Origin of the sequence: Enterococcus sp. AZ101 (genome assembly GCF_050499005.1) — a bacterium.
Lineage (GTDB): Bacteria > Bacillota > Bacilli > Lactobacillales > Enterococcaceae > Enterococcus_L > Enterococcus_L ureilyticus.
The window spans coordinates 489,105-508,838 of the sequence record NZ_JBMHEZ010000003.1 but is presented as its reverse complement, the minus strand read 5'-3'; the positions used below and the strand labels follow the sequence as shown (position 1 = coordinate 508,838).

Annotated in this window: 16 protein-coding genes and 1 pseudogene; 8 read left to right on the top strand and 9 right to left on the bottom strand. The window is 37.3% G+C overall.

The features are described from left to right. Positions 1–286: 286 nt before the first annotated feature. From IGJ50_RS16340 to mnmE, 4 genes and pseudogenes are all read right to left on the bottom strand, one after another. Positions 287–572, bottom strand: a pseudogene (locus IGJ50_RS16340) (amidinotransferase); the annotation flags it as partial. Positions 573–615: 43 nt separating this feature from the next. Beyond that, positions 616–1,374, bottom strand: coding sequence for a peptidoglycan amidohydrolase family protein (locus IGJ50_RS16335; protein WP_429951485.1), 759 nt, complete (start codon positions 1,372–1,374; stop codon positions 616–618). 260 nt (positions 1,375–1,634) lie between these two features. After that, entirely contained in the window at positions 1,635–3,542 is a 1,908-nt protein-coding gene (mnmG, locus tag IGJ50_RS16330; protein ID WP_429951484.1) for a tRNA uridine-5-carboxymethylaminomethyl(34) synthesis enzyme MnmG, read from the bottom strand. Between the two features lie 13 nt (positions 3,543–3,555). Next, complete coding sequence (gene mnmE, locus IGJ50_RS16325) at positions 3,556–4,953, bottom strand: tRNA uridine-5-carboxymethylaminomethyl(34) synthesis GTPase MnmE (RefSeq protein ID WP_429951483.1); 1,398 nt, start codon at positions 4,951–4,953, stop codon at positions 3,556–3,558. A gap of 279 nt (positions 4,954–5,232) precedes the next feature. Here mnmE and IGJ50_RS16320 point away from each other — a divergent pair, with 279 nt between their 5' ends. Next, complete coding sequence (locus IGJ50_RS16320) at positions 5,233–5,574, top strand: hypothetical protein (protein ID WP_069640156.1); 342 nt, start codon at positions 5,233–5,235, stop codon at positions 5,572–5,574. Positions 5,575–5,846: 272 nt separating this feature from the next. On the opposite strand, the gene jag is transcribed toward IGJ50_RS16320, so the two are convergent. The 4 genes from jag to rpmH form a co-directional block, all read right to left on the bottom strand. After that, the gene (gene jag, locus IGJ50_RS16315; protein WP_069640157.1) at positions 5,847–6,614 is read right to left on the bottom strand and encodes an RNA-binding cell elongation regulator Jag/EloR; all 768 of its coding nucleotides are present in this window, start codon (positions 6,612–6,614) and stop codon (positions 5,847–5,849) included. A 15-nt stretch (positions 6,615–6,629) separates the two neighbouring features. Then, positions 6,630–7,457 (bottom strand): YidC/Oxa1 family membrane protein insertase, encoded by an 828-nt coding sequence (locus IGJ50_RS16310; RefSeq protein WP_069640158.1) that lies wholly within the window; start codon positions 7,455–7,457, stop codon positions 6,630–6,632. A 15-nt stretch (positions 7,458–7,472) separates the two neighbouring features. Beyond that, positions 7,473–7,811: a ribonuclease P protein component gene (rnpA, locus tag IGJ50_RS16305; protein WP_069640159.1), complete on the bottom strand. Its 339-nt coding sequence runs from the start codon at positions 7,809–7,811 to the stop codon at positions 7,473–7,475. 955 nt (positions 7,812–8,766) lie between these two features. After that, on the bottom strand, positions 8,767–8,901 hold the full coding sequence (gene rpmH / locus IGJ50_RS16300; RefSeq protein WP_010762140.1) for a 50S ribosomal protein L34: 135 nt from the start codon (positions 8,899–8,901) through the stop codon (positions 8,767–8,769). Between the two features lie 682 nt (positions 8,902–9,583). Between rpmH and dnaA the strand changes: the two genes are divergently transcribed. Further along, positions 9,584–10,927: a chromosomal replication initiator protein DnaA gene (dnaA, locus tag IGJ50_RS16295; protein WP_069640138.1), complete on the top strand. Its 1,344-nt coding sequence runs from the start codon at positions 9,584–9,586 to the stop codon at positions 10,925–10,927. Between the two features lie 200 nt (positions 10,928–11,127). Further along, positions 11,128–12,258 (top strand): DNA polymerase III subunit beta, encoded by a 1,131-nt coding sequence (gene dnaN, locus IGJ50_RS16290; RefSeq protein ID WP_069640137.1) that lies wholly within the window; start codon positions 11,128–11,130, stop codon positions 12,256–12,258. A 319-nt stretch (positions 12,259–12,577) separates the two neighbouring features. On the opposite strand, the gene IGJ50_RS16285 is transcribed toward dnaN, so the two are convergent. Then, on the bottom strand, positions 12,578–12,886 hold the full coding sequence (locus IGJ50_RS16285; RefSeq protein WP_069640136.1) for a PadR family transcriptional regulator: 309 nt from the start codon (positions 12,884–12,886) through the stop codon (positions 12,578–12,580). A gap of 304 nt (positions 12,887–13,190) precedes the next feature. Here IGJ50_RS16285 and yaaA point away from each other — a divergent pair, with 304 nt between their 5' ends. From yaaA to IGJ50_RS16260, 5 genes are all read left to right on the top strand, one after another. Then, on the top strand, positions 13,191–13,433 hold the full coding sequence (gene yaaA / locus IGJ50_RS16280; protein ID WP_069640135.1) for a S4 domain-containing protein YaaA: 243 nt from the start codon (positions 13,191–13,193) through the stop codon (positions 13,431–13,433). Next, complete coding sequence (recF, locus tag IGJ50_RS16275; protein WP_069640134.1) at positions 13,420–14,547, top strand: DNA replication/repair protein RecF; 1,128 nt, start codon at positions 13,420–13,422, stop codon at positions 14,545–14,547. Before yaaA ends, recF begins: the two co-directional genes overlap by 14 nt. Further along, entirely contained in the window at positions 14,544–16,493 is a 1,950-nt protein-coding gene (gyrB, locus tag IGJ50_RS16270) for a DNA topoisomerase (ATP-hydrolyzing) subunit B (RefSeq protein ID WP_069640133.1), read from the top strand. Before recF ends, gyrB begins: the two co-directional genes overlap by 4 nt. 19 nt (positions 16,494–16,512) lie before the next feature. Further along, the gene (gene gyrA / locus IGJ50_RS16265; protein WP_069640132.1) at positions 16,513–19,032 is read left to right on the top strand and encodes a DNA gyrase subunit A; all 2,520 of its coding nucleotides are present in this window, start codon (positions 16,513–16,515) and stop codon (positions 19,030–19,032) included. Positions 19,033–19,177: 145 nt separating this feature from the next. Continuing rightward, positions 19,178–19,609 carry a hypothetical protein gene (locus tag IGJ50_RS16260; protein ID WP_207121520.1) on the top strand — a complete coding sequence of 144 codons (432 nt, stop codon included), beginning with the start codon at positions 19,178–19,180 and terminating at the stop codon, positions 19,607–19,609. Positions 19,610–19,734 lie beyond the last annotated feature (125 nt).

Sequence of the window (19,734 nt, the reverse complement as noted above, 5' to 3'; positions counted from 1 at the left end):
TCGTGAAGTCATAACTTGCTGGTGATTCTCTTGTATGGAAACTTCGCTCCCTTTGGTCGCCAAGTATTGTTCATCATCTGCTCTGGCAAAGCCAGTCGCAGTGATTCACAATAAATAACCCACTCTTCGGGGAAGAGTGGGAAAAGGAGTTAAAAAATGAAAAAGTGTTTTGTTAGGGTTGTTTGTTTGGTATGACTTAATAATAACTGGAGATTGTGACTATTTTGTGGTGAAAGATTGGTTTCTTTTTTACTATTATTTGGCGAAAATCTGAAGTTGCGGTTTTTTATACTCTTTTTGATTCGTTGGTTGTTCTTAATAATGCTTGTGTGGTACAGCGGAATGAACCACCGAATATTCTAGAAACCTCATAATCTAAGGTTTCCACTTTTATGTCATGTGCTTTCAGCTCTTCGATCAACTGTGTAAATGACTGATCGGTAATGTAGACAGATTCATTGATTGGAAGTCCATTTGCCATCAATATTGACGCAGCTTAACGCACAATCTAAATGTAATATAGTAGGATCGGTATAGTCAAAATGAGCTAAAATTGACTGTAACCAATTGAGCTATCTGTTCTTTTTTATTTTTTATAGAAATCCAGTTTTTTTATCAATTGAAGAAGCCAGTTCCCCATGTTGTATCGGTCCGCTCATCATCTGGTCCTACTGCAACATAGCGGCGTACACCTCCAGGACTGACATAACTGATCCAAACATAGCCATTGCTATGCAGATAATGATCGTAGTTGATCGCCATTTTCGGTAAATAATACGCCAGTGCTGGACTAATTTTGTCATCTGGATTGGTATCTCGGCTTACTGCTAATTTTCGGTCTGGATAGAATGTCCCTGACATTGGGATTAACCGTGATTGTGTCTCTTGTGGAGTAGGTTTAGCATTTGCAGTGACTAGATGTGAGGATGACTCTGCCTCTTTATTATAGCGATAAATCGTTATCTCAGGGCAACTATTTAATCGCCAAATTGTATCATGGTCGTTGATTGTAATGCCGTTGTAGCCGTAATTACAGTGAATAATGTTGTCACTGTTGTCTATAAAAATACCTGTGTGACCTGCCGCACCACCAGATGCTCCACGTTTTCCCCAGATAAAAATATCACCTTTTTTTGCAGGATAATTGCCTGTTGTATCTACTTGAATCTGAACCCAACCGGCATTTTCTAGATGTGAGAAAAGAGTATCCGTATTTCCCATCATTCCAGCTGATAAAAACCCTCCATTGATCAACGCGAAATAAACAGCACTAGAACAATCATAGCTATTCGGTCCTAAGCGTGCCGCCATAGAATAAGTGATTCTTCCTTTTCGATCTGACATCCATTTGATCATTTGTTCCATACTTTTCATCTTCTTTTGCTCCTTCATTTTTTGATTAATAAGACTGTTATTGCTATCTATGTAAAGCAGATAAATTATAGCTAGCATGTTCTTTACACCTTGATCTTACTTCATATTTGTTCTGAGTAACTTTTACTTTACTGTTAAAAGTCTCCCTAAAATAGTTATAAAAAAATTAATGCAAAATGATTAGATTTCGACAGTACGCCAGCTTTTTTACGACGAATAGAGACAAAATGTTTCACATGAAACAAAAAAAAGGCTTGAAATCAAGCCTTTTCTGGTTGTACCTTTGCTATTTTCCCTTGTTCGATATACACCATCAAAATCGAAACGTCAGCCGGATTGACGCCACTGATCCGACTTGCTTGGGCAATTGTTTCTGGTTGGATTTTTTGTAATTTTTGTTTGGCTTCTGTCGCTAAACCGTTGATTGCTTCGTAATCAATATTTTCTGGAATTCGTTTGGCTTCCATTCGTTTTAGTTTATCAACTTTGTCCAACGCTTTTTTGATATAGCCTTCGTATTTTATTTGAATTTCTACTTGTTCAATCACTTTATTATCCAGTTCTTCTTGTGCTGCTGGAATAAATTTTGTCACTTCGTAATACGACATTTCCGGACGTTTTAAGAAGTCGCTGGCTAAGACTCCATCTTTCAATGGAACAGATCCTTTTGCCTCTAAAAATGCTTGTACATCCGCTGTAGGTTTCACTCTGACTGAACTTAAGCGTGTGATTTCTGCTTCAACAGCTTTTTTCTTTTCAAGATAGGCTGTATATTGGTCTTCTTTCACTAACCCAATAGCATGACCTTGTTCTGTCAAACGTAAATCTGCATTATCATGACGTAAAATCAACCGGTATTCCGCTCTTGATGTTAATAAACGATAAGGTTCGTTGGTTCCTTTTGTTACTAGATCGTCGATCATTACACCAATGTAGCCATCACTACGTTTCATCACGAATGGTTCTTTGCCTTGTACTTTAAGTGCTGCATTGATTCCTGCAATCAATCCTTGGCCTGCTGCTTCTTCATAACCGCTCGTGCCATTGGTTTGACCTGCTGTAAATAAGCCGTCGATGACTTTTGTTTCTAAGGTTGGACGCAATTGATGCGGCACGACCACATCATATTCAATTGCATAGCCTGTACGCATCATTTCAGCTTTTTCTAACCCGGCAATCGAATGTAGTATATCCGTTTGAACATCTTCTGGTAAAGAAGTTGACAGCCCTTGAACATAGACTTCCTCTGTATTCAAGCCTTCTGGTTCTAAGAATAGTTGATGACGAGGTTTGTCCGAAAAACGAACGATTTTGTCTTCGATCGATGGACAATAACGTGCGCCTACTCCTTCTACGATTCCGGTAAACATTGGTGCGCGGTGTAGATTGTCTTGAATGATTTCATGCGTTCCTTCATTCGTATAGGTCAACCAACAAGAACGTTGATCTAAATTATAGGCATCATCTGGCGTACTGAAACTAAAATGATTTGGTTCTTCATCGCCTGGTTGTTCTTCTGTCACTGAATAGTCGATCGTACTAGATTTCACACGTGGTGGTGTTCCAGTCTTGAAACGATCCATTTCAAGGCCTAGCTCTTTTAAATGATCCGCTAAACCAATTGATGGTAAAGAATTGTTAGGCCCAGAAGAATATTTCAATTCACCGATGATGATTTCTCCGCGCAGTGCAGTTCCAGCTGTAATGATCACCGCTTTACTTTGGTATTGTGCGCCTGTTGTTGTGATAACGCCTTTGCAAATACCGTCTTCTACGAGCAAGCGCTCCACGATTCCTTGTCTTAATGATAAGTTGTCCGTACGCTCAATCGTGTGTTTCATTTCAGTAGCGTAAGCATGTTTGTCCGCTTGGGCGCGCAAGGCGCGAACGGCCGGACCTTTTCCAGTGTTTAGCATCCGCATTTGGATGTATGTTTTGTCTATATTATGACCCATTTCGCCGCCTAAGGCATCGATTTCTCGAACCACGACGCCTTTAGCTGGACCTCCCACAGACGGATTACATGGCATAAAGGCCACCATATCTAAATTGATTGTTAAAAGCAGCGTTTTGCTGCCCATGCGAGCGGATGCTAAGGCCGCTTCTGAGCCTGCGTGCCCTGCTCCGACTACGATTACATCATACGATTCTGCTTTAAATTGATTCATCGACTCTTCCTTTCTATTTTCCTAAACAAAATTGACTGAATAATTGGGTGATTAGTTCGTCTTGAACACTGTCACCGACGATTTCACCTAAAAAGTCCCAGCAACGTGTCATATCCATTTGAACGAGATCCACAGGCATTCCAGCTTCGATTCCTCGAATCACTTCATCTAATGCGAGCGCTGCTTGATCTAGTAAAGCAATGTGACGGGTATTGGATACATAGGTTGCATCTTTTTCTCCAGTTTGTCCACCGAAGAAAAGATCAGCGATTTTTAATTCCAACTGTTCCATCCCTGTGTTAGATAAGACTGACACAGGTAAAATTTCTTCATTATTAACAAGTTGTGTTAATTCTTCTCGATTTAGTTGAGTAGGTAAATCCATCTTATTCAGTAGGATCACTCGTTTTAATCCGTCTGTTGCTATCAATAATTGACGATCTTCTGCTGTTAGTGGTTCATTTTGATTCAAGACCAATAAAATCAAATCAGATTCAGCTAATGCTTTACGGCTACGTTCCACACCGATCCGCTCTACGATGTCTTCCGTTTCTCGGATACCTGCTGTATCGATCAATTTCAATGGAACGCCACGGACGTTGACATATTCTTCGATCACATCACGCGTTGTGCCAGCGATATCTGTTACGATGGCTTTTTCTTCACGTAATAAATGATTCAATAAGCTTGATTTCCCAACATTTGGACGACCGATGATCGCCGTACTTAATCCTTCACGCAGAATTTTTCCTTGTTTAGCTGTTGTTAGTAACCCTTCGATCTGGGCTTTAACAAAACCTGCTTTTTCAAGTAATAATTTAGTCGTTAATTCTTCCACATCATCATATTCGGGATAATCGATATTTACCTCAACTTGAGCTAATGTTTCTAAAATTTCTTGTCTTAAAGAACGAATCAAGGAAGATAAATTTCCATCTAATTGATCCAAAGCCACGTGCATCGCTCGGTCTGTTTTCGCCCGAATCAAATCCATCACAGCTTCTGCTTGTGACAAATCCATTCGACCATTTAAGAAGGCTCTCTTTGTAAATTCACCTGGTTCAGCTAAACGTGCGCCTTCTCTTAATAATAGCTGCAATAATTGGTTCACAACGACGATCCCACCGTGACAGTTGATTTCCACCACATCTTCTCTAGTAAATGTTTTTGGTGCCCGCATCACTGAAACCATCACTTCATCCAGCAAGCTATCATCTTTGGGATCAAGGATGTGCCCATAATGGATTGTATGTGTGGGAACCTCTAACAATTGTTTACTTCCAGATCGGTAAACTTTATCGGCAATCTTGATTGCTTCATCACCGCTTAAACGAACAATGCTGATTGCTCCTTCACCAGGCGGTGTTGAAATTGCGGCGATTGTATCGAACTCTAGCGTTATTTGTTGCATGATTAACTTCCTTTCATTGATGGATTGAGATGTTTTTTGCGTAATAATTACTATGTATGAAGCCATTTTTGGCTACAAAAAAAGCGCCCACTCCACCCCTTATTTTTTCAGGTTGGATCTAGCACTTTCACTGCGTCAATTCCTATTAATTTCATGACATAGAATAGCATATTTTTTATTTTTTCGCAACATTGTTTATTTAGGTTCATTGTTCTTTAACTTTGCATTTCTTAAAGATTATCTTTAAAATAAACGTAACAAGACGAGGAGGTTCCTACTATGAAACAAACAAAAAGAGACGAACTAAACGAACAAGAATTAGAGAATCGTTTAAGTGGAATCACGTTATCTACGGGAAATGTGAATAAAAAGTATATCGTTCGGGATATTGTTTTTGCAACAGATCGAATTGAGACAGACTTATTTTCACCTGAAGTTAATCCAAATGATGTGTTTAGTGGTGTCTACCGCCAGCTGAAAGTGATCGCATTTGAGTATGAAGCAGATGCTGTTATCAATTGTCACTTTGAAGAAAAATATGTAGAGTACCAAGGAAAATGGGTCGTGGAAATATTTGCTTATGGAACTGTGGTTCAATTTACTCAAACGACGATTGGTTGATTATTCTTTAAGAAAAAAGGAAGAGCTTTAATTAGCTTTTCTTTTTTTAATAGAATATAGAAAAAACCTGATTCTAAAAGAACCAGGCTGGAAGAAGCACAAATGCTCCAACTACTTTATCATCGTATTTTGTACGTTGATAAGAATGATTTCGTTTAAAATATACTTTGTTTCATAGTATTTGTCAATGTGTTTTTTAGTGCTGTACCGTGATTTCAACAAAAAATGACCCTTTAAAAAATTGCTTTTTTAAAGGGTCATCAACTTTATTATTAATATTTTTTAACTGGTTCAACAACTAGGTAACGATAAGGTTCATCGCCTTCTGAGTGCGTTTTGATATGGTCATCTTTGCTTAGCGTAAAATGAATTTGCTTTCTTTCAAATGCTGGCATCGGTTCTAGAAAAACTGGACGCCCTGTTTGTTTAACCTTCTCTGCTGTTCTTTCCGCTAAACGCTGTAAAATCGCTTGGCGTTTTTCACGATAATCACCAACATTTACCACTACAGACAATTTATTCTTAGCAGCACGATGAACAAAAACTTGTGCTAAATATTGCATCGCATTTAAAACTTTTCCGTGTTTCCCAATCAAAATCCCTTGTTTATCTGTATCTAAATGGAAAACCAATAATCCATCTTTACGTTCTAAACGGACTAAAGCTGGTGCATTCAATTCTTTTGAGATCGCGGTTAAATACATAGCTAACTCAGTGATTGCTTCTTCATCTTCTAGGTTTTCCAAGACTTTTGTTTCTGAGGGATCAGCCTTATGCACTAATAATTCTTCAAAAGCTGTCTCAGCTTTGACTTCCTCATCAGTCACAATGATATCTTCAACTGTCTCTTCAATGGCTTCTGCGATTTGTTCACTGACTGTAGGTTCAATTGATACTTGAGCAAATTTTTTACCAAAACCCAAGAACCCCTTTTTAGCATCTGTGATCACGTTGATCTCTACATCTTCTTTTGACAAATTCAGTGCGTGCAACCCTTTATTTGTTGCTTCTTCAATTGTGTTTCCCTCATAAACCGGCATCTGGAAAACCTCCTTTTATTTTTTCTTATTTTTTTTCTTAGGATTCATTGCTTTCTTCAATGCTCGCTCGCGTTCTTTTACTTGTCGCTCTGCTTCTGCTCGTTCTTTGCGGATTTTGAATGGATTGTTGATCAATAAAGTTTGACCTACTTGGAAAGCATTTGAAACCACCCAGTAAAGGGATAGTCCACTGGCTAAGCTCATCCCCATCACAAAAATCATAACGGGCATGACAAAATTCATGATTTTCAATGAAGCATTTGATTCGATTTGACTCATACTTGTTAAATAACTGCTGGCAAATGTAAAGACTGCCGCAAGAATCGGTAAAATTAGATAGGGATCGGGTTGACCTAAATTCAACCACATGAAACTTCCTTGCTTCAATTCTGGAACGCGAGAAATGGATTGATATAACGCCATCATGATTGGCATTTGAATCAATAATGGTAAACAACCTGCATATGGGTTTACATTATTTTCTGCATATAGTTTTTGTTGTTCTTCACGGAATAAACGTTGTGTTTCTGGATCTTTTGATGAATATTGTTTTTGTAGCGCTTTTAATTTAGGTTGTAATTCTTGTGTTTTGCGCATACTTTTGGTTTGGAAATGCATCAATGGTAATAAGATAATCCGAATCACTAATGTAAATAGGATGATCCCAACACCTGTATTTGCTGAAATGGATAAAAATTTAATTGCTTCAGCGAAATAATAGACAATATAGCGATCCCAAATTCCTGTACTACTCTCGTTAATCGGAGCTGTTCCACAGGCAGATAATACGAAAACAAGCGTTACTAAACCTGCCATCAATAATAAGCGTTTATACTTCTTCACAAAACTGTTCCTCTCTTATTTCAAAATTTTTGCAAGTTTTAAAACATGCTTGATATTACTATGAACTTCTTCAGATGTTAACTTGTCGATACCTGGTCGTGCAATAATAATAAAATCGCACATCGGATCGATTGATTCTTTCAATTGGTAGATCGATGTACGGATTTTACGCTTTACAGCATTTCTAACTACGGCATTACCGATTTTCTTCCCGACGGAAATTCCGACCCGAAAATGTTTTTGTTCCGGTTTTTCCAATACGTATACAACAAATCTTCGATTTGCGCAAGACTGTTTATGCTGAAAGACAGTTTGAAATTCTTTCTCTTTTTTTACTCTATAGGATTTCTTCATCTGCATCCCTTTGTTTCTTTCTATCGTTCTTTTTTACTCACTCTATAATAATAGCATATTTCGGTCATTTTTTTTCAAATTTCAGGGAAAATATCCAGAGATTTTAGTATTAATGACTTCAAATTCATATAGTATCATTTTTTTGCTTTTTTTTCACTTTATTTCTTGTTGTAGCGAAATACTTTTGGAAAAATCACTTGCTGCATTTTCTATTTTTTTAGCAATTCATTAATTAGATTGCTACGCTTCTTAGATATAGCTATTCCTGTTCATCATCCACTCTGGCTAAGCTCCATGAGCTCAGTTTTTCTAGCTATTTACTTCTCTGCTTTTTATTAAAGTGCTATCTTGATGTAGTGATTCTCTACTTAGGTAACTTCGCTCACTATGTTCGCCAAGTATTGTTCATCATCCACTCTGGCTAAGCTCCATGAGCTCAGTTTTTTTCTAGCTATTTACTTCTCTGCTTTTTATTAAAGTGCTATCTTGATGTAGTGATTCTCTACTTAGGTAACTTCGCTCACTACGTTCGCCAAGTATTGTTCATCATCCACTCTGGCTAAGCTCCATGAGCTCAGTTTTTTTCTAGCTATTCACTTTCTCTGCTTTTTATTAAAGTGCTATCTTGATGTAGTGATTCTCTAGTTAGGTAACTTCGCTCACTACGTTCGCCAAGTATTGTTCATCATCCACTCTGGCTAAGCTCCATGAGCTCAGTTTTTTTCTAGCTATTCACTTTCTCTGCTTTTTATTAAAGTGCTATCTTGATGTAGTGATTCTCTAGTTAGGTAACTTCGCTCACTACGTTCGCCAAGTATTGTTCATCATCCACTCTGGCTAAGCCAATCGTGGTGATTCACAACAAAAGAACCCTTTATTATTTCCACACATACATTGTGAAGATAATAAAGGGTTCTTAGTTTGAACTTGATTCGTTATTTAAAATCAACATAGATTATGCTGAAATAACTTTTCTGCCTTTACGACGTCTGCTCGCTAATACGTTGCGACCATTTTTTGTGCTCATGCGTTTACGGAAACCGTGAACTTTTTGACGTTTGCGTTTGTTTGGTTGATACGTTCTTTTCATCTCTTGTTCCACCTCCTGAAATTGTAACTATCCATCAATACATAGACATACTTTGATAGTATACCTAGTATTGGGTATATTTGTCAATAAATTTTAAGAAATTAATTTTTCCACTTAACGAAATAAGTTATCCACAAAATAAAAAACATTCGGGATAACTTGTGGATAGTTTTTTTAAGCAGCACATTTCATTTTTAGTTTTCTCCACACTTTTACACAAAAAAACAGGTTGTTAAAAAGTTATGCACATCCTATTTTTAAGCTGTGCATAACTTTGCGAAAAGTCTGTATTCCTTGGATTTGTTTTGCAGAACGTGCTGTGGATAAATAAATTTTTGATGAGAAATCCACCGTTTATTCTCTCTTTGTGGATAAGTTTATAACCCTCTGTGAATTTTTTTTCCACAATTCACAATTTGCCTGTGGAAAAAGTTCCGAAAAAATGCTAAAATTCTATTTGCTTATCTATTTATATTTATTCTGCTTTTTTATATACAAAAATTTATTTTCGTTCTTCTGAAAAAGTGCTCATTACGCTTTTATTTCTATACTAGCTGCACAAGCCAGCTTTTCAGAAAAAAGAGAACCTATGAATAAGGCAAAAAACACCTTCGTCATATTTTCCTATTTTTCTGTCAGAGCTAAGCGGCTTGTTTCGCTTTTAAACTAAGGAGGTCACCATATGCCCGATATGGAAAGTTTCTGGAGAGATCTGGAAGATACTTACCAATCTGTTTTGTCTGCGCCAAGTTTCGATGCTTGGATAAAAACGACTAAACCGTTAAAGTTGGAAAATAACCAGTTATGGTTAGAGGTTCCTTCTGCCGTTCATAAAGACTATTGGGAAAAGAATTTAGCCGCAAAAATCGTCGAGACTGGCTTTAAATTAACTGGTGCTGAAGTGATGCCTCATTTTGTTGTCACTGGCGAACAAGAGACGATGACCGTTCAAGAAGAGAAAAAAAGCCCAGTGACGCAAGACAAAATTGCTGAACATGGGAAAAAAGCCTTATTAAATCCAAAGTACTCTTTCGATACATTTGTTATCGGAAAAGGCAACCAAATGGCGCATGCTGCGGCTTTAGTTGTGGCAGAAGACCCAGGTTCTATTTATAATCCCTTATTCTTTTATGGTGGTGTTGGACTGGGTAAAACCCATTTGATGCACGCAATTGGTCATCAAATGTTGCAAAATCGCCCTGATGCCAAAGTGAAGTATGTTAGTAGTGAAACATTCACAAATGAATTCATCAATTCGATTCAAACAAAAAATTCAGAGCAATTTAGAAAAGAATATCGAAATGTTGATTTACTTTTAGTCGATGATATTCAATTTTTAGCTGAAAAAGAAGCAACCTTGGAAGAATTTTTCCATACCTTTAATGATTTGTATAATGAGAACAAGCAAATCGTACTAACTAGTGATCGGCCGCCCAATGATATTCCAAAACTACCTGAGCGGTTAGTTTCTCGTTTTGCATGGGGACTATCTGTCGATATCACACCACCTGATTTAGAGACTCGAATTGCTATCTTGCGGAAAAAAGCAGATGCAGAACGACTAGAGATCCCAGACGATACGTTAAGTTACATTGCTGGCCAAATTGATTCCAATATTCGTGAACTCGAAGGTGCACTAGTCCGTGTTCAAGCATATGCAACGATCAATGGCGAAGATATCACGACGAGTTTAGCAGCAGATGCATTGAAATCTTTAAAATCGGTGGGGAGTCAAAACCATCTATCGATTTTACAAATTCAAGAAGAAGTGGCAAAGTATTACCATATTCAATTAAAAGATTTAAAAGGCAAGAAACGGGTCAAATCGATTGTTGTGCCTCGACAAATCTCCATGTATCTTTCTCGAGAGATGACAGAGAATTCTCTACCAAAGATCGGTGCCGAGTTTGGTGGAAAAGATCATACAACTGTCATCCATGCCCATGAAAAAATCCAGCAATTAATGGAAAAAGATCCAACGATTCAAAAAGAAGTTGGCGAAATCAAAAACTTACTTAATTCGTAGCCTGTGGATAAAAAAGCGAATAAGCAAAAAGTTTTCCACAAGTTATACACAGGTGGAAAACTTATCTTGTATTTCATTTCCTGACTTTTCCACAGAATTAACAGGACCTACTACTTTTATTATTTATTTATATATAAATACAAAACTAACTTCGCAAAATTTATGCTTTTAAAATCAATTAAAAAAGGAGTTCAATCATTATGAAATTAACTGTAAAGAGAAATATATTTTTACAAGAATTACAAACAGTTCAAAGAGCTATCTCTTCTAAAACGACGATCCCTATTTTAACCGGTGTTAAAATTGTTTTAACAGATGAAGGATTAACCCTTACAGGTAGCAATGCAGATATCTCTATTGAAAGTTTTCTAAGTAAAGAAGACGAAAAAGCCCAAATGACGATTGAATCAACTGGGAGTATTGTTTTACAAGCACGTTTCTTTGGCGAAATCATTCGTAAATTACCAGAGGATATGTTTACTTTAGAAGTCTTAGATAATAATCAAGTCGCCATCACTTCCGGAAAAGCTGATTTTACAGTAAACGGATTAGATGCAGATAATTATCCACACCTGCCTGTGATCGATGCTAAAAATCAAATCCAATTGCCGGTTCACCTGTTGACAAAAATTATCAATGAAACAGGCTTTGCGGTTTCTCTGCACGAGAGTCGTCCGATTTTGACCGGAGTTCATTTTATTTTGGACAATCAAAAATTATTGGCAGTAGCGACAGATTCACATCGTTTAAGTCAACGAATCATTCCAATCGAACAAGCAGCAGAAAATTTCAATATCGTGATTCCTGGGAAAAGTTTAACTGAGCTTTCTCGTTCATTCACAAATGAAGAAGAAATGGTCGAAATCAGTATTATGGAAAACCAAGTATTGTTCAAGACGCAAAATATGTATTTCTATTCTCGTTTACTAGAGGGAAATTATCCTGATACAAATCGTTTGATTCCAACAAGCTTTAATACCGAAATCGATTTTTATGTTCCTGAATTATTATCCGCTATCGATCGTGCCTCATTATTGTCACATGAAGGCCGTAATAATATTGTTCGTTTAGCCATTGCTTCTGATTCGGTGATTCTTTATGGAAACTCTCCTGAAATCGGTAAAGTGGAAGAACCATTAAATTATGAAAAAGTAACGGGCGATCCGTTGGAGATTTCTTTCAATCCAGATTATATGAAAGATGCATTGCGTGCATTCGGGGATATGAGTATTACAGTTAAATTTATTTCAGCGATTCGTCCCTTTACTTTGGAACCGACAGAAACGGATTTAGACTTCATTCAATTGATTACTCCTGTTCGTACAAATTAAAAAACGAAAACTATTAACCATATATGGAAAAAATGTGTGTAAAAAATGGAAATTCCATTTTTTACACACATTTTTTTATAGTTATTGCAGCGAATAGAAAAAATAACATTGGCAGCATCTGTATTATTTAAAAGAAGGTTTCCATAAGAATCATTCCAACAATTACCATTGACGCGATACCAACCACTATCTTCAAAAAAAGTTAAATAAGTAAGATAGTCAGATTTCTTTTCAAATGTTTAATAATCAATCCGATAGTTCAAATTCTTAGGTATTGTCTTTTCAAACGTATAAAGATTCTTCTTTTTTTCATTGGCTCCTATAATAAATCATCAGCAAGCACGACTAATTGTTTCAAGCGTTTTACTTCTAGCTTTAAAACATCTTTTCCTATATCGGTCAAAATATAAACGCGTCGGCGCTTGTCATCGCCAGGTACCTCACGAATCAACTTCTGTTTCAATAAATTTTCTGTGGCTCCATACATAGTACCAGCTGCGATTTGTACTCGACCTCCGCTTAATTCTTCTACTTTTTGCATAATCGCGTATCCATGCGATGGGTTGATTAGTGAAATCATAATGTAAAACGTTGTTTCTGTTAGTGGTAATATCTTATTACGGTTCATAGATGCACACCTTTTTTACAATTTAATTATACAGTTCAACTATACAAGTGGATTATATATCGACGAACTGTATAAGTCAATTATTGATAGTATCAAAATAAAACCAGTAAAAAAATTTTCAAGAACCTCAACTTACAAATTTCTCCTTAAAATGCATTTTAAGCCTTTTTTAATCGTTAGAATATTTTTTGTCGATTGTATTCAAAATTGCTTAGAAACAAAATTAGACGGATAAATTTGTTTTTTGGCTTAAAAAAGAGTATAATATGAGAGTAAAAGTGAAAACAAAAAAGAGGGATGCAGTTTGAAAAAGACGATTGTTTTAGAAACGGATTATATGACACTTGGTCAAGTCTTAAAAGAAGTCGATGTTATCAGTAGCGGCGGTGCTGCCAAGTGGTACTTAGCTGAGAATACTGTTTTCGTAGATGGAGAATTAGAGAATCGCCGTGGTCGTAAATTATATGCTGGTATGATGCTTGAGATACCTGAAGAAGGTACTTTTTTTATGGTAAAAAAAGGCGAACCAATCGATGAGACTGAATGAAATCGAGGTACAGCATTATCGCAATTATGATGGGCTGACGTTAGATTTCCCTAAAACACTAAATATTTTTCTAGGAGAAAATGCGCAAGGCAAGACAAATCTGCTGGAAAGTATTTATGTTTTAGCGATGACCCGCAGTCATAGAACAAGCAACGAAAAAGAGTTGGTTCACTGGGATTCTGATTCTGCAAGAATCAGCGGTGTTATCCAAAAGAAGACAGGAACTGTTCCTTTAGAGATCCTTATTTCTAATAAAGGTCGTAAGACAAAAGTCAATCATATTGAACAAAAGCGCTTAAGTTCATATATCGGTCAGCTAAACGTCATTTTATTTGCGCCGGAGGATTTATCTTTAGTCAAAGGATCGCCACAATTGCGGCGTAAGTTTATCGATATGGAATTAGGTCAAGTCAATCCAATTTATTTGTATGACTTGGTTCAATATCAGTCTGTCTTAAAACAACGCAACCAATATTTAAAACAATTAGCTGAAAAAAAACAATCAGATCTTGTTTATTTAGATATTTTAACGGAGCAATTGGCGGAATTTGGCGGTAAAGTTTTATTTGCTCGTCTAGAATTTATCCAAAAACTAGAACATTGGGCTAATCTACTTCATAAGAAAATCAGCCATGAAAAAGAAGAATTAGCAATCGACTATTTTTCAAGTATCCCATTAGACAAAGAAAATTTTTCACTAGAAGAGATCCAAAAGCAACTATTACAGAGCCTTTTTGACAGCCGAAAACGAGAATTGTTTAAGGCAAATACATTTTTAGGGCCTCATCGAGATGACCTGATTTTTAATGTAAATGGACAAAATGTCCAAACATATGGTTCACAAGGACAACAACGAACCACGGCTCTTAGCGTAAAGCTTGCGGAAATTGATTTAATGTATTCAGAAACAGGAGAATATCCTGTCTTGTTATTGGATGATGTCATGAGTGAGTTAGATAATGAACGACAATTGCACCTGCTAGAAACGATTGAAGGAAAGGTTCAAACTTTTTTAACAACCACGAGTTTGGATCATTTAAACAATAAATTAACTGTTGAACCAGATATATTTTATGTTCATCAGGGAGAGATAGAGAGGGAAGCATCTATATGACAGAAGAAGAAAAAAACATGAAAGAACGTGCCCAAGAATATGATGCCAGTCAGATCCAGGTATTAGAAGGTCTTGAAGCGGTTCGTAAACGTCCTGGTATGTACATAGGATCGACAAGTTCAGAAGGGTTACATCACTTAGTTTGGGAGATCGTTGATAATTCGATCGATGAAGCTTTGGCTGGCTTTGCATCAAGTATCCAAGTAATTATTGAAGAAGACAATAGTATTACAGTTGTCGATGATGGACGTGGGATCCCTGTCGGTATTCAAGCTAAAACAGGTCGTCCAGCGGTAGAAACAGTCTTTACGGTTCTCCATGCTGGAGGAAAATTCGGCGGTGGAGGATATAAAGTTTCCGGCGGACTTCACGGGGTAGGTTCCTCTGTTGTTAATGCTCTATCAACAACATTAGACGTAAAAGTCTACAAAGAAGGTAAAATTTATTTCCAAGAGTTCCATCAAGGTGCTGTCAAAGATGATTTGAAAGTAATTGGTGATACAGATCGTCATGGGACGACTGTCCATTTTATTCCAGATCCAGAAATTTTTACAGAAACAATTGTATTCAACTTTGATAAATTAGCGACGCGTGTTAGAGAGCTAGCATTCTTGAATAAAGGGTTAAAAATCTCTATTGAAGATAAACGTGAAGAAAAACCTGTCTTGAAAGAGTATCACTACGAAGGCGGGATCAAGAGTTACGTAGAGCATTTGAATGCGAATAAAGATGTATTGTTCCCAGAACCTGTTTTCATTGAAGGAGAACAACAAGACATCATTGTTGAAGTCTCTATGCAATACACAGATGGTTACCATACTAATTTACTAAGTTTCGCCAACAACATTCATACCTATGAAGGCGGAACCCATGAATCAGGTTTCAAAACGTCATTAACGCGTGTCATCAATGATTACGCTCGTAAACAAAAGATCATGAAAGAAAATGACGAAAATCTAACTGGGGAAGATGTTCGTGAAGGATTGACAGCTGTTATTTCGATCAAACATCCAGAACCTCAATTTGAAGGACAAACGAAAACAAAATTAGGAAATTCAGAAGTTCGGACTGTTACAGATCGTTTATTCTCTGAGTATTTCAATAAATTCTTGATGGAAAACCCAACTGTGGGTAAACAAATCGTTGAAAAAGGTCTACTTGCGTCTAAAGCTCGTATGGCGGCTAAAAGAGCCCGTGAAGTGACTCGTCGTAAAGGCGCTCTTGAAATCAGTAATTTACCCGGTAAACTAGCCGATTGTTCAAGTAAAGATCCTGAAAAATGCGAAATCTTCATCGTCGAAGGAGATTCAGCCGGTGGATCAGCAAAACAAGGTCGCAGCCGCGAATTTCAAGCAATTCTACCAATTCGTGGGAAAATCTTGAACGTTGAAAAAGCCAGCATGGATAAAATTTTAGCGAATGAAGAGATTCGTTCACTATTTACAGCGATGGGGACAGGGTTTGGTGCTGATTTTGATGTATCTAAAGCACGATATCACAAATTAGTAATCATGACCGATGCCGATGTCGATGGCGCACATATCCGTACGCTGTTGTTGACACTGTTCTATCGTTTCATGCGTCCGGTTGTTGAAGCGGGATATGTATATATCGCTCAACCACCGTTATATGGGGTCAAACAAGGGAAAAATATCACCTACGTTCAACCAGGAAAAAATGCTGAGGAAGAACTAGCTCAAGTTTTAGAGAGCCTACCAGCTAGTCCAAAACCGAGCGTTCAACGTTATAAAGGTCTTGGAGAGATGGATGATCATCAATTGTGGGAAACAACCATGGATCCTGAAAAACGTTTGATGTCACGTGTCAGTGTTGATGATGCGATCGAAGCCGATCAAATTTTTGAAATGTTGATGGGGGACCGTGTTGAACCACGCCGAGCATTTATTGAAGAAAATGCCCATTACGTGAAAAATCTAGATATTTAATGAAGAAGGAGATAAATTCATGAGTGAAGAAATCAAAGAGAACATTCAAGACGTCAATCTGACCAGTGAAATGAAAGAATCCTTCATTGATTATGCAATGAGCGTTATTGTGGCGCGTGCGTTGCCGGATGTTCGTGATGGGTTAAAACCAGTTCATCGTCGTATTTTATACGGGATGAATGAATTAGGTGTGACACCTGATAAACCACATAAAAAATCTGCTCGTATCGTTGGGGACGTTATGGGTAAGTACCATCCCCATGGAGATTCATCCATTTATGAAGCAATGGTACGAATGGCTCAACCATTTAGCTATCGCAGTATGCTAGTTGATGGACATGGAAACTTCGGTTCTGTCGATGGCGACGGTGCTGCTGCGATGCGTTATACCGAAGCGAGAATGAGTAAGATCGCATTGGAAATGTTACGTGATATCAATAAAAATACCGTAGATTTTCATGGAAACTATGATGACTCAGAACAAGAACCAGATGTACTGCCAGCACGTTTCCCTAACCTGTTAGTGAATGGTACGACAGGGATCGCTGTTGGGATGGCAACCAATATTCCGCCCCATAATTTAGCTGAAGTAATCGAAGCTGCAAGTTTATTGATGGAAAATCCCGATGCAACAACGAATGAATTGATGGAAGTATTACCTGGACCAGATTTCCCTACAGGTGGTTTAGTTATGGGTAAATCGGGTATTCGCCGTGCCTATGAAACAGGTCGAGGATCGATCACGATTCGTGCCAAAGTTGAGATCGTTGATATGCCAAACGGTAAAGAACGTATCTTAGTTTCTGAGTTACCATATATGGTCAATAAAGCACGCTTGATCGAACGAATTTCAGAATTGCACCGTGAAAAACGAATCGAAGGAATCACTGATTTACGTGATGAATCTTCTCGTGAAGGTATGCGGATCGTCATTGATGTTCGTCGTGATGTCAGTGCCTCTGTTATCTTGAATAACCTTTATAAAATGACCGCATTGCAAACCTCTTTTGGTTTTAATATGTTGGCAATCGAAAAAGGGATTCCTAAGATTTTGAGCTTGAAAGAAATTCTTGAAAATTATATAGAGCATCAAAAAGAAGTTATTACACGTCGTACAGAATTTGATAAGAAAAAAGCTGAAGCGCGTGCTCATATCTTAGAAGGTTTACGAATTGCGTTAGATCACATTGATGAGATCATCGCAATTATTCGAAACTCAAAAGCAGACGATGAAGCAAAAGCTTCTTTGATTGAACGTTTTGAATTTTCAGATCGTCAAGCACAAGCGATTCTAGATATGCGTCTACGCCGTTTAACAGGTTTAGAACGTGATAAGATTGAAAATGAATACCAAGAATTATTGAAATTTATTGCTGATTTGAATGATATTTTAGCTCGTCCAGAACGTGTTATTGAGATCATCAAAACAGAGCTAGGTGAAATTCATGATAAATACGGCGATGCTCGCCGCACAGAACTATTAGTCGGTGAAGTCCTAAGTTTAGAGGACGAAGACTTGATCGAAGAAGCCGAAGTCGTGATTACTTTGACGAACAATGGCTACATCAAACGAATGGCTAATAGTGAATTTAGAGCACAACGCCGTGGTGGTCGTGGTGTTCAAGGAATGGGTGTTCATGATGACGATTTCGTGAAAAATCTTGTTTCTTGTTCAACCCATGATACGTTACTATTCTTTACGAATAACGGTAAAGTTTACCGTGCCAAAGGCTATGAAATTCCAGAATACGGCAGAACAGCCAAAGGTATTCCTGTGATCAACATGCTAGGTATCGATTCTAGTGAGAAGATCCAAGCGATCATTGCTGTTGAAGGACAAGCTGAAGAGGGTCATTATCTCTTCTTCACGACTCGTAAAGGTACCGTTAAACGTACCGCCGTTAAAGCATTCTCTAACATTAGAAGTAATGGTTTGATTGCAATCGGCCTAAAAGAAGAGGATGAACTAGTTAATGTTGTCTTAACGAATGGGGAGCAAAACATGATCATCGGAACACATAATGGTTATTCTGTGACCTTTGCTGAAACTGCCGTTCGTGACATGGGTCGTACAGCATCAGGTGTGCGTGGTATTCGTCTAAGAGAAGATGATTACGTCGTAGGAGCCTCTCTACTCGACGCTAACACGGAAGTTCTAGTGTTGACGGAAAATGGTTACGGTAAGCGTACAAAAGCCTCTGAGTACCCTGTGAAGGGCCGTGGCGGTAAAGGAATCAAGACCGCCAACATTACAGCGAAAAATGGACCACTAGCAGGACTTACGACTGTTCATGGAGATGAAGATATTCTAGTGATCACCAATAAAGGGGTCATTATTCGTTTCAATGTCGATTCAGTCTCTCAAACAGGGCGTGCTACATTAGGGGTTCGTTTGATGAGAATGGAAGAAGATGCAAAAGTGGTGACGATGGCGGTTGTTGAGCCGGAACCAGATGAAATCGTTGAAGAAGTTGAAAGTGTTGAAACAATAGTTATTGAAACAGAAACACCAGATGCAGACACAACAACAGAAGAATAAATACAAAAAGAACGTTTCAGCGCAAGATGCTGAAACGTTCTTTTTATATACTAAATAAATTCAAAAAAAATATAATATCTTTTTGCTTTGTTTTGAAAAAAATTATGATTATAATGGAGAGTAATAAGAAGTGAGAGGTAAGAATATGACACAAGAAAAATTATTATTATCTAAGACTTTTTCAAAACAATTAAATATTGGAACGGCATTATCTAACTTCATTGATAATATACTTGAAATATTCGGAGAAAAAACGAGTGTTTATGAGCGCAGACCGATTACTTTTTCAGAATATTTATACGTTGAAATGATTACTTTTTCAAATGGTTTTCAGATCAGAACTAGCTTAAAAAGAAATCCAGAAACGTTTGAGATCGATGCTTTTGCTTTTTCTGAACCGAATCATGTCTATTTATCAAATTTAACTTCAGAAGAATTATATCTGATGTATTCGCTTGTCAAAAAAGAAAGGGAAAATATGTTAAATCAAAAATATGCAGATGTAGATCAACAAAAATTAGAAGTACTTTCCTCTTTATTGATGAATTTGAAAGTCATAACAGGGGAAATAATCTAGTTTAAGGCTAAATTTTATGTTAAAAAAAAGGGTGACATTTGTCATGTTGATCCCTGACAAAAGCTTCTATTTTTCTATTGTGGAATCCGTCATAATAAGTTTATCAACTAATTAGGAGCGGATAA